Source organism: Erysipelothrix larvae, from assembly GCF_001545095.1.
In the GTDB taxonomy this organism is placed as follows: domain Bacteria; phylum Bacillota_I; class Bacilli_A; order Erysipelotrichales; family Erysipelotrichaceae; genus Erysipelothrix; species Erysipelothrix larvae.
In genome coordinates this window covers 1015657-1027458 of record NZ_CP013213.1, presented here as the reverse complement: position 1 = coordinate 1027458, position 11802 = coordinate 1015657, and the positions used below count along the sequence as shown (strand labels likewise).

Here is an 11802-nt window from a genome sequence, read left to right as displayed (position 1 = left end):
TTTTTTAACAGTCTTCTTAAAAAAAGTATCTACTGCGAATATTTGCAATAGATACTTCGATTAAGCTTGATTAAGAATGTTTTGTTCAATCCAATAGGCAACACCATCTGCGTTGTTTGATTTTGTGATTGCAGTTGATCGTTGTTTTACTTCATCACAAGCATTCTCCACTGCAACAGCGTGATCGCAGTATTCGAACATCTCAATATCGTTAAGATCATCCCCAAAACACACGATTTCGCTGCGGTCAAATCCCCACATCTCACAAAGATGTTGAATCGCACCAGCTTTAGATACTGATCGATGCAATACCCTGCATAATGATGTACCCTCAATATTATGAGCATACATAAAGTCTGGAAGACAATCCAGTAATCTTGGATAATCATCGAGAGATTTCAATCCAATAATGATACGTGGTGATATCGCTTGAGGTAGATCACTAAAGTCTGTTAGGACATAGTTTTGCTCATAGGGATCCACTTCCCATATATTGTGATTCACATACATGGTATCATTCATTTCAACTGAGATTCTTTCAGTTGGAAAGTGTGAACACAGAATCTTTAGTACGTGATCGCGTTGATTGGGATTGAGTCCTTGATCAAAGATCACAAATTCATCCTTCATAATACGTCCGCCATTCAGAAGAATAAGACTATCATGAGGCAGTATTGAAAGCAATTGAAGTCTTTGTAGAACACGATGTGCACGAGCAGTAGCTGGCACAAACTTTATGTCTTTATCTCTTAAGCGTTGGATTACATTTAAAGTATATTCTGATAATGTTTTGTCATCTTTAAGAAGTGTTGCATCTAAGTCAGTGAGCACCATTTTAATTGGTTTTCGATTCATCGCATCACCCATTATTTTGCGCGTGCATTAGTTTTTCGAGTACTTCGTCAACATCCTGACGCGTTAATTGTCTCAAACCACTTGCTAATCGATGACCCCCACCGTTGTATTGTTGTGCAATTGTATTAATTGTTACAGATTGTGAGCGCAGTGATCCTAAATAAAGACCATCCGCTTCCTCAACAAAAATAGCCCATATCTTGTATTCTTTAATGCCTGACATGATATTGTTGAAAAGTTTTGCTTCAGCAACACTCAGTCCTAAAGATTCCCGTAACGCTTGATTAATTATGAGCCATGCAACACCATCTTTATATTGAATGTGTGGTGCAAGTTGTACTTCAATTGAATGTTTCTTTAGATCCTTTGTAAAGAACATATTCGATAGTTTGTTGATGTTTGCACCATAGGTCATTAAATGTGATGCAATCATCAGTGTATCCGCTGTGGTGGTCTCAATAGAGAATCGAATTGTATCCGTCATCATCCCAGCGAGTAAATAGCTTGAAGAGATCTCATCAAGACACTCTTTCACCATTAAAAGTTCTGAAACAATCTCGCAAGCACTTGATTTGGTTGGAACAACATAACTCAAATCTCCATAGATATCGACCTCAGGGTGATGATCTATTTTTATGAGTGTTTGTGCTAAATCAAATCGTTTATCATCAATGCGTTCACGATTCGCACAATCGACAATAATAGCAAGAGATCCAGAAATACACGCATCGTCCACTTCATCCATTAACGGAAAGAGTGGTAGTCCAGTTCCATTTCCCCCAAGTGCTACTATGCGCTTATGTGGGTACAGAGAACTGAGTGCATGCTTTAATCCACATTGAGCCCCAAAGGCATCCCCATCAGGGTTTTCATGACGGAAGATGCAGATTGTATCATAGCGCTCAACAAGTTCGTAAAATTTATTTACTGTTGTGGATGGAATATGCGTCTGTAGCGATAACGAGTTCTTCATTTGTAGGTACTACCCAAACAGCAACATCTGATTCAGATGTACTGATTTTGATTTCCTTCCCACGTGTTTTAGCATTGAGCTCTTTATCAAATTGAATGTTTAGTCCTGGTCCAAGAAGTTCCAATACAGCTTCACGAATTCCACCATCGTTCTCACCAACACCTGCAGTAAAGGCAATTGCATCCACATGGCCCAATTGTAGTGCATAACCACCCACTACTTGTAACACACGTTGTGCATAGATGTCTCGTGTTAATATGGCACGTTCATTTCCTTCAGCGATTGCATTTTCGATGTCACGTGCATCACTTGATAGTCCACTTACACCAAGCATTCCTGATTTTTTATTGAAGATATCAATGATTTCTTCAGCGGTTTTATCAAGTTTACGCATTAAGTATGTTACGATTGCAGGATCAACATCCCCAGTACGTGTTCCCATCATAATCCCAGCAAGTGGTGTGAATCCCATTGACGTATTGATACATACACCATCTTTAACTGCTGAAATTGATGCACCATTTCCTAAGTGTAAGGTAATTACGTTAAAGCCTTCAGGTCCTTTTCCTTCAAGTTCTGATAAACGGTTTGATACATATTGGTGTGAAATACCATGCATACCATAACGACGTACATTTAAGTCTGTGTAGTATTCATATGGTAATGGATAAACATACACTTCAGGTTTCATTGTTTGATGAAATGCTGTGTCAAATGACAATGTATGTGTCGCTTTTGGTAGTGCTTCTTTAAATGCGTGATATCCAACAAGGTTTGCTGGGTTGTGAAGTGGTGCTAAATCTGCAAGATCTTCGACAACTGCGATATTTTCTTCGGATGCAAATACTGATCCTTTGAAGTTTTCACCTCCGTGTACTACACGGTGCCCAACAGCGACAACTTCTGATAAGTCTGTAAGAATGTTGTTGTCAACTAATCCTTTTAATACAAGTTCAACAGCAACTGAATGGTTTGGTATATCCAATGTGTCTGATACTTTTTTTCCGTTAAATTTAATTGTGAAAATTCCATCGTTGATACCAATTCTTTCAACGATTCCAGATGCTAATACAACATCCCCTGGCATTTCAAATAATTGAAACTTTAATGAACTACTCCCCGCGTTTACTGCTAATACTTTATGACTCATAATTTCCTCCTTTTAAATATTCATTAACAATCTTGTCCACTCTTTTATCTTCGAGTTTATTTAAAGCGTTAATTAATGTGTTGGTTTGCTTAACAAACCCTAATTTACGTTCTGTTTCTTCCAATAAGTCCACAGCTCGCTTGATATTATCATACACTCCCGACCTACTAATATGCAATATCTCAGCGATCTCTTGGTACGATAAATCTTCGTGAAAATAGTAACGAATGACTTCTTGTTGTTTTTCTGTTAATAATGGCGCATACATATCAAACAATTCATTCACTCTTAGTGTTTTTTCAATACTCATCGCCAAAGACCATACCTGATAAATAAGCCTTAATTTCAAATGGTCGAAGGTCTTCAACGGATTCTCCCAACCCTATGAAACTAGCTTTTACACCCAGTTCATCTTTAATACTTAAGAGTACACCACCCTTTGGAGACCCATCGAGTTTTGTTACTATAATCGAAGTGACATCCGCAACTTCTGTAAAGGTCTTCGCTTGCGCAAGCCCATTTTGTCCAGTGTTTCCATCCAGTACTAAGTAGGTTTGATCAATAAAACCAGTTTCCTTAATTAATACTCGACGCATCTTTTCAAGTTCATTCATAAGATTAATCTTATTTTGAAGACGGCCTGCACTATCACAAATCATCAAGTCGAACTCATTGTCTTTTGCATAGCGTGCTGCATCAACATACACAGATGCAGGATCTTGGTTATCATTTCCACCCACAAAATCAATCTCAAGGTTTTGAGCCCATAGTTTTAATTGATTACTTCCTGCGGCACGAAACGTATCACCACCAACCAATAATACTTTATAGCCCATGTCCTTATATCGCTTCGCGAGTTTGGCGCAGGTTGTTGTTTTTCCTGAACCATTCACACCCACAATCATAATGACATTAAGACGGCCTTCTTCAAGCGTATAGGGTGCAATGTCTTCTCCATAGTTTTGCTCGATTAATTCAATTAATGTATTGAGTGCATCAGTGTCATCCATGTTCTTCTTGATTCGTTTACGTAAACCTTTGAGAATCTTTTGAGCACTTTTGAGTGATACATCGGATTGAATTAATAATCCTAAGAGATTGTCATACCACGCATCATCAAAAGTAACATCTCCTTGAAACATTTGAAGTAGTTTGGACCCAAATGATTTTTGTGTCGTTGATAGCCCGGTGTTATAGACAGTTTCATCTTTTTTTGATGAAAACGCACCTTTAATTTTATTAAACAGCCCCATTTGTCACTTCCTCCTTTAATTCAATTGCTTCTTCAAGTTGTACCTTCAACAAGGATGAAACACCTTGTGTTGGCATTGTAACCCCGTAAAGTACATCACAGCGTTCCATGGTTCCTGAACGGTGTGTAATGACAATAAATTGTGTATCATCGGATAAAGATTGAATATACGTCGCAAGCCGCTCTACATTTACCTGGTCAAGTGCTGCTTCAACTTCATCAAAGATACATAATGGCACATGGCGTGCTTTTAAAATTGAGAACAAGACTGAAATCGCAATGAGTGATTTCTCACCCCCTGAAAACAAGCGAATGTTTTGTACCGATTTTCCTGGAGGTTGAACATCTATATCCACCCCTGTATTGAGCAAATCATCGGGGTCCTCTAGGACAAGTTTTGCCTTTCCACCATTAAAGAGTTGGGTAAAGACTGCAGATAATTCTTGATTAATCTTATCAAACATTTCTTTAAATTGAACACTCATGATCTCATCCATTTCTTCGATAATATCCAAGAGTTTTTGACGACTGTCGGTTAAATCATGAAGTTGTGTTGTTAAGAATTCATAGCGTTCATTAATGGCTTCATATTCTTCAGGAGCATCTAAATTAACATTCCCTAGCTTCGAAATCTCATCACGCAATAATAATACTTCTTCACGTTTCGTTGATTTTAATCCATCAAAGACATTCTCTGAAGCATATTCAAAGGTCATTTGATACTCACTGGATAAACGTTCAAGCAAGCTTTCACACTGTGTTTCACGTTTGACATTCGTCATTTTGTGATTGTTTAACAGTTGGTTACGCCCGTTTAAATCTTGTCGGTGTTGGCGCAGTGTTAATTCTTTACGTTGAATCTCATTGGATAGATTTAAACGACGTTCATGATCTAATGACAATTTTGATGTCAACTCATCACGTTCCATATATGCGCGATTGAGTTGTGTGATGACATCATCATCCAGTTTCTCATTCTTATCGGATTCAAGTTCTAATGCATCATAATCTGATTTTAAACTTTCATATTTTGACCGTTTTACATCAAGCAGTGGTTCTATTTGTGCAAGTGCAATCCGTTTTTCCATCAAGAGTTCATTATCTTTTAGATGCTTATTTTTAATGTGTGTCAAGTCGACATTGAGTGCATCCAATTCGATATCATTGCGTTTGATGGTTTCTTCAAATCGATCGATATCACGGCGTATTTCAGCAATTGAATTTGATTGATTTTTGTTTTGACCACCAGACATCGTTCCACCGCGATGGATGACATCCCCATCTAATGTCACAATCTTTGCATTATAGTTTACGCGTTTTGCTAAAGTGTTTGCATGTTCAATGGTATCAAATACATAAACATCGCCCATAAAACTTAATGAGAGATCACTATATCGCGCGTCAACTTCTACAAAGTCACTGGCAATACCTTTAAATCCTTGGGTATTATGTGCAATCGTTAACACATCATGATTTGCACTGCGTGGTTTAACAACTGTTAATGGAATAAAGGTTGCACGTCCTGATCGGTTTCGTTTTAAGAATTGGATTGCATGAACCGCAGCTTTATCATCATCAGTGACAACATGGTTTGTAGCACCACCAAGTGCTGTTGATATAGCAAGTTCATACCCTTCCAAAGGCAGTAAAAGATTTCCGACTGTATCATGAATGCCTGAGATTGAATGTTTATTGTTCATGATGGTCTGAACACCGTATTGATGTTCATAGGGTCTTTCAAGACGATGTTTCAAGACATCTAAACGACTTAATGTTGATTGCCGTTGACTCTTTAACATATCTATTTTTTGTTGAATATCAAGGATAACCCGGTTGTTTTCATAAGTAGCTTGATTGTGTAAATCCACTTCCGCCTTTAAAAGCTCATGGCGTTTAAACCGTTCTTTATATTCCAATTTCGCATCATTTAATAATGCATACAATTCATTGGCACGTTCTTGAGCATTCCCAACTTCAAGGGTATATTTACGTTTTTCTTCAATTTCAATTTTACGCGCTTCTAAAATCCCAATTTCTCGTACAAGACTCATCATCTTCTCTTGTGATTTTACAATCCCTTGATCCAAGATAAATCCTTCTTGACGGCTTGATTCAAGTTCATGCTCTAACACACCAATTTGCGTTTCTGTTTGCGCAACTTGTGCTTCTAGATCATAAATAATTGTATTTGTTTCATCAATTTCTTTTCGAAACGTTGAGATGTCAGAGACTAATACAGAAACTTCAATCGCTTCAAGCGCATCTTTTTTCTCTAAAAATATTTTTGCTTTTTTTGCTGCACGTCGCAGTGGGGATACTTGTTTCTCAATTTCTTCAACAATATCTTGCATCCGTTCAATGTTTTCTTGAGTGCGTTCAAGTTTACTGATGGATTCAATTTTACGACGTTTGTATTTCGCAACACCTGCTGCTTCTTCAAATATCATTCGTCTTTCTTGAGGTTTCGCTTCCGCAAAAAAACTGATACTTCCTTGTGAAATGATTGATAGTGAATCACGTCCAAGTCCTGTATCCATAACTAAATCATGAATGTCGCGTAAACGACAGGGTGTTTTATTGATCAGATATTCTGATTCGCGTGTATCTCGATAGAGACGTCGTGTGACTTCGACTTCTTCGAAATCACTGTTGAGTGGCTTTTCTGCATTATCAAAAACCAGTGTAACTTCCGCAAGGTTTACACGGCGTCTTTTTTCTGAACCATTAAAGATAATATCCGTCATGCTTGAGCCACGCATTGATTTTACAGATTGCTCTCCTAAAACCCAGCGAATCGCATCACTGATATTACTCTTACCACAACCATTGGGTCCTACAACCCCAGTTACCGAATGATCGAAGTTAATGACTGTTTTATCTGCAAAGGACTTAAACCCTTGCAATTCAATTCGTTTGAGGAACATATTAACCCCCGTTTCTAACTCAACAATTATAACCTAAAACATATTAAAACAAAAGATAAGGAAATGAAACAACTTTCCTAAAGAATGTGAATTTATGTGTAGCCTTGAAATAAGCGACAAATAATGGTAATGTAAACCATGTAAGGAGGGACTATGAAGAAAATAATTTTAATTGTATTCAGTTTAGTATTAATAGTCTCAGCCGGCGCAATTGTATTGTATAAACATTTTAAACCCGCCGATGTATCAACCGCTTTTACTGCTACAGAGTCTGAGACCGTATCATTATCATTTAATGAGAGTCTCGAACAAGTACGATCCGTCCCAGGAAACTACCTGTTGTTTCTATTTAGCGATAACGAAGATGATGAATATGTATGGAAATCACTGCTCAATCCGTTGTTGATGAATACGGATGTTGAGATTAAGGAAATTACCTATATTAATACATCTTCAACAAAAGACCTAACGGTTACTCAACTTAAATCAGCATATAACGTAGAACGAACCCCTTCATTTGTGTCAATGACAGTCAATGAAGACAAATCCGTTCAAATCAATGCAACACTCACTTATTTTTCAGACAAACCGTTTTCTCAAAATGATTTGAAAACATGGTTGTTTGAGAACAATCTATGGACAGGACCATATTCAGCTCGCTAAACGCGAGCTTTTTTAATGGTTTCAATGCAGATGCGAGCACTTGATTCACTGGCATGAACGAGGTATTGCTCAAAGGTTTCTTCGTTATTTTTATAAAATGGGACATCAGATAATGCACGAATTACCACAAAGGGTACATTAAACCGTGAACACGTTGCCCCAACAGCAGTCGCTTCCATTTCAACACAAATCGCTTCGCTGTATAAATCTTTGATGCGATGATATGCATAACTGTCGTTTGTTACAAATTGATCGCCTGATACAATCAACCCAATATAGTGCGTTTTGTTTTGCATGTCTAAGACTTCATTTACATTTTGAATTAATGCTTTGTCAGCATGATATTGAAACCGCATATCTGTCGGAGTGGTGGGTCCAATATCAAAATCATGACTGAGCACTTTTGTTGATACAACAACATCTCCAACATGTTGTGATTCAAGCAATCCCCCTGCACTTCCAACATTAATGACATGTTTTACGTCATAGGTCATCAAAAAGTAAGTCGTCGTGATGGCGGCATTAATCTTACCAACACCCGATAAGATAACGCAAACCGTTTTATCTTCAACAACGCCACTGACGGCTGTAAATCCTGTATGATCAAGGGTCTTAGGGTTTGATAGATGCGATACGATTGCGTGCATTTCTTCTTGCATTGCTGCAATCACAAGAAAATCCAGCGTTATTTTTTGCATACAAGCATTACCTTCTCTCCAATTGATTCGATGCCTTTAGTTTCAAAATCTGTATAAATTTCAACCGTGAAGCCCTTTGCTTGAAATGCTTCGATTAAAATGGCAGGATCAAATACCCATTGAAGCACTTGATCAAAGGTTCCGTCCATAAAATTAATGGTATGAATTAAATGATCATCTTCGGAATCAATGACATACATGTATTGAAATTCTGAAGTATCCCCTTCTTCATAATAACCATCTTCAAACTCTTCAAGTCGATATGGATGATGCATATCAAGAATAATACAGTTTGAAAAAAACGTCGCACTTTCTACAAATTGATTGAGTTCGTCTTCATCATGGAGATAATTCAAGCTATCACCAACACAAATTAAGGTATCGTAATGCTTGGTATCACGATATGTTAAAAAATTACCTACCGTAAATTTTGACGCAAACTGTGGATATTTCGCAATGGCTTTATCAATCATTGTTTTATCAAGATCCAATCCGACACAGTCAAATTGATCGGATAATTTGACCAATAAATCACCCGTACCACAGGCAAACTCAAGTAACGTTGATCCTTGTCCATGCTTCTTAACAAAGTCTGCATACATGTTAGACCCTTCTAGATCTTGAAATAAGCTGTCATAATACTGTCTCATTGTGAGATATACTCCGCATAAAGTTTCTCTAAATTATAACGTTGTCTTTCTTCGGTTAAAAAGACATGTGCAACAACATCGCCTGCATCAAGGAGAATCCATGGTGAGTCTGTCTTGCTGTCTGAGCGTCGAATAGCATAGCCTTGTTTTGATACTGCTTCATCGATTGCTTCTGAGATTGCATTGACTTGACGTGCATTTGATGCATCACAAATTACAAAATAGTCACAGATTGGGCTGGTGTTTTTAAAATCAACAACCACAACGTCGTGTGCTTTTTTATCTTCCATTGTTTTTTTAATTAGTTCTAATAATTCCATTTTATTGTCCTCTATATCGTTTACTTTCTTGTTTTACCTTTTTAAATCCTGCTCTTAAATTCTTTTTGCTTAACACAATGAGGGGTTCAGAGTCATAATCTCTTCCGCGTTCACATTTATCTGCAATATATAATATCATCCCGATGTCAGATGTGCTTGCACCACTGACATGCCCTCGTATTGCATTTAATACCTGTTTATCTCTTACATAATAATGTTTCGATAAAACCGATGCAGCAGCAAAGCCATGATATAAAGCTGGATGCAGTTTCAGGAGGTCAGGGTTGATCTTTTTCATTTCAATTTCTAAGTCTTTTTTATCCCATTCCTTACACCAATCATGGACCATACTTGCAAGATACACGCGGTTTTCATCAATGTGATGATGTTTCGCAAGTTCAAGTGCAAGCTCCGTGACTCTTAGTGTATGTTTGAATCGCTTCTCACTCATTTTTGATTGTGTTATGAGTTTTAAGTAAAGTCCGTGCTCCATCATTGCATTCAGTATCTTTGGACTTGTATCCAATGAACGCCCGTTTCGAATATCGGTTGAGCTGATGTCATAGGTCAATCCTTTGATTTCTTCAAACGCATGGTGGTAGGTGTGACTCGGTCTTGGATATACAACAAATTTCACCATTTCACAAAGCGCTTCATAATTTTTCCACTTTGGTAGATCAGGAATTTGATCACTCCCAATAAGCCATGAGAAGGATACCTCGGGGTGTTGTTTTTTGAGTGCAGTAATGGTATCGATTGAATAGGATGGAATTGGAAGTGTCTGTTCGATGGTACAAAGTTTGAGTCTTTTATAGGGATTTATCATAAGTTTCACCATTGAAGCTCGTGCTTCAAAGGGAGGTGCATCCTCTTTAAAAGGACTTAAAGCAGCTAAAACAAACCAAACTTCTTCAGCTTTGGTTTGTTTGAGTGCACTGAGTGCTATTTCGAGATGTCCATTATGAATGGGATCAAAAGACCCTCCAAATAAAAGTATTTGTCTCAAATCAGAATTCGCCCCTTTGGTCCTTTACGATAGAATACAAGGACACGCCCTACGCTGCTTACAAGATCGCAAGCAAAGCGTTCTGTCAGTTCTTCTGAAACGACTTCTTTTTCAATCGGCGCTGTTTTTTGTAGGGTAACTTTTACAAGATTGTGTGCAACCAGTGAATTTTCAAAAGATTCATAGACTGTTTCAGTCAATCCATTTTTTCCAATATAGACGGTTGTTTTTTCATGGTGAGCAATTGCTCTTAGTTTTCTTTTTTGTTCATTCGTAAGCATTAGAATAGTGCCTTTCTGTATACTATTTCAGCATCTTCATCAAAGTAAGTTTCTAAACTCTTAAGTTCGCCATGGAAACTTACAAACCCAATGTCGAATATTTCTAAATCAATCTGTTTATCCTTAACAGGCCAGTTGTGTTTGCGGTACTTAGGGTTTTCAATCATAAGTTCATGTTCTAATCCCAAATTCACATCGATACGTTCTTGTTTGACACGCTTTAATTTGATGGGCAAATATGAAATTACACTGACGGATGTTTTAGGTTCAATAATAAACGCACCTAAATTACCAAATACTAAGGCTTGTTTCTCATAGATTTGGAAGACATGGGGTTTGATTGTCTTTTTCGGAGAGAGAAGCACCAATCCTTCATCTGAAAACTTCGACAAAAGATTAGATTCTGCATTGAGACCTGGAGTATCGTAAATATCGTACACTTCATGTTCAATGTGGATGACATCTGCTGTTGTCGATGCGACGGGTGACACTGACAATTGATCACGCTTCATTAGAGCATTTAGCAAGGATGATTTTCCAGCATTTACATTCCCTACAAAGGCACAACGGTCATCTTCTAAGTATGGTAGAAGGGTATCCAGTGTTCTTCGTTGCATTGCTGAAACAAAGACAATATCCATTAAAGATAAAGGAATTCCTTTTAACATTGACATAATGGAGCGTTTGATCGAGTGTTCATTGATGGAGCGCGGTAAGACATCGCGTTTATTCACCACCATTAACACGCGTTTTCCAATCATTGCGCGCAGCAATCCACTGTGCATGGATTGGTTGAGTTTCGTCACATCAACAATCCACAGTATCGTACCATCAAATGATTCAATAAAGGACAGTGTTTCACCATCATTTACTGCTTGTTTAACACGACGAAAATCGCGATAATGTCTCAATCGAAAGCATGACTGGCAATACTCGTTGTCAAGGTTTTTCGTATAACCGGGTTCATTGTCATGTGTATTTTGTAGCGTAATGCCACATCCTTTACATTTACTCATAGTTCTCCTTTGGG

At 37.7% G+C, this 11802-nt stretch carries 13 protein-coding genes; 1 reads left to right on the top strand and 12 read right to left on the bottom strand.

Annotation, left to right across the window (positions count from 1 at the left end; genetic code table 11):
- Positions 1–60: 60 nt before the first annotated feature.
- From AOC36_RS04735 to AOC36_RS04710, 6 genes are read right to left on the bottom strand one after another with little or no spacing between them, the layout of a single operon-like run.
- Positions 61–855 carry an HAD family hydrolase gene (locus AOC36_RS04735; RefSeq protein ID WP_157777146.1) on the bottom strand — a complete coding sequence of 265 codons (795 nt, stop codon included), beginning with the start codon at positions 853–855 and terminating at the stop codon, positions 61–63.
- Positions 856–859: 4 nt separating this feature from the next.
- Positions 860–1828, bottom strand: coding sequence for a DHH family phosphoesterase (locus tag AOC36_RS04730; RefSeq protein ID WP_067631934.1), 969 nt, complete (start codon positions 1826–1828; stop codon positions 860–862).
- Positions 1776–2978: an acetate/propionate family kinase gene (locus AOC36_RS04725; RefSeq protein ID WP_067631932.1), complete on the bottom strand. Its 1203-nt coding sequence runs from the start codon at positions 2976–2978 to the stop codon at positions 1776–1778. The genes AOC36_RS04730 and AOC36_RS04725 overlap by 53 nt, the downstream gene beginning before the upstream one ends.
- The gene (gene ylxM, locus AOC36_RS04720; protein WP_067631929.1) at positions 2968–3288 is read right to left on the bottom strand and encodes a YlxM family DNA-binding protein; all 321 of its coding nucleotides are present in this window, start codon (positions 3286–3288) and stop codon (positions 2968–2970) included. Before ylxM ends, AOC36_RS04725 begins: the two co-directional genes overlap by 11 nt.
- Positions 3278–4231: a signal recognition particle-docking protein FtsY gene (gene ftsY / locus AOC36_RS04715; RefSeq protein ID WP_067631927.1), complete on the bottom strand. Its 954-nt coding sequence runs from the start codon at positions 4229–4231 to the stop codon at positions 3278–3280. Before ftsY ends, ylxM begins: the two co-directional genes overlap by 11 nt.
- On the bottom strand, positions 4218–7154 hold the full coding sequence (locus tag AOC36_RS04710; protein ID WP_067631924.1) for a chromosome segregation protein SMC: 2937 nt from the start codon (positions 7152–7154) through the stop codon (positions 4218–4220). The genes ftsY and AOC36_RS04710 overlap by 14 nt, the downstream gene beginning before the upstream one ends.
- A 153-nt stretch (positions 7155–7307) precedes the next feature.
- On the opposite strand from AOC36_RS04710, the gene AOC36_RS04705 reads away from it, so the two are divergent.
- On the top strand, positions 7308–7817 hold the full coding sequence (locus AOC36_RS04705) for a hypothetical protein (protein ID WP_067631922.1): 510 nt from the start codon (positions 7308–7310) through the stop codon (positions 7815–7817).
- Here AOC36_RS04705 and AOC36_RS04700 read toward each other — a convergent pair.
- The 6 genes from AOC36_RS04700 to AOC36_RS04675 are packed head-to-tail and all read right to left on the bottom strand — an operon-like array spanning position 7814 to position 11788.
- Positions 7814–8515 carry a 5'-methylthioadenosine/adenosylhomocysteine nucleosidase gene (locus AOC36_RS04700; RefSeq protein ID WP_067631920.1) on the bottom strand — a complete coding sequence of 234 codons (702 nt, stop codon included), beginning with the start codon at positions 8513–8515 and terminating at the stop codon, positions 7814–7816. The two genes, AOC36_RS04705 and AOC36_RS04700, sit on opposite strands and share 4 nt — an antisense overlap.
- Positions 8503–9165: a class I SAM-dependent methyltransferase gene (locus AOC36_RS04695; protein WP_067631918.1), complete on the bottom strand. Its 663-nt coding sequence runs from the start codon at positions 9163–9165 to the stop codon at positions 8503–8505. The genes AOC36_RS04700 and AOC36_RS04695 overlap by 13 nt, the downstream gene beginning before the upstream one ends.
- Positions 9162–9485, bottom strand: a complete 324-nt coding sequence (gene rsfS / locus AOC36_RS04690) for a ribosome silencing factor (protein ID WP_067631916.1) — start codon at positions 9483–9485, stop codon at positions 9162–9164. Before rsfS ends, AOC36_RS04695 begins: the two co-directional genes overlap by 4 nt.
- 1 nt (position 9486) lies before the next feature.
- Positions 9487–10491 (bottom strand): nicotinate (nicotinamide) nucleotide adenylyltransferase, encoded by a 1005-nt coding sequence (gene nadD / locus AOC36_RS04685; protein WP_067631914.1) that lies wholly within the window; start codon positions 10489–10491, stop codon positions 9487–9489.
- Positions 10488–10772, bottom strand: a complete 285-nt coding sequence (locus AOC36_RS04680; RefSeq protein WP_067631912.1) for a YhbY family RNA-binding protein — start codon at positions 10770–10772, stop codon at positions 10488–10490. Before AOC36_RS04680 ends, nadD begins: the two co-directional genes overlap by 4 nt.
- Complete coding sequence (locus AOC36_RS04675) at positions 10772–11788, bottom strand: GTPase (protein ID WP_067631910.1); 1017 nt, start codon at positions 11786–11788, stop codon at positions 10772–10774. Before AOC36_RS04675 ends, AOC36_RS04680 begins: the two co-directional genes overlap by 1 nt.
- Positions 11789–11802 lie beyond the last annotated feature (14 nt).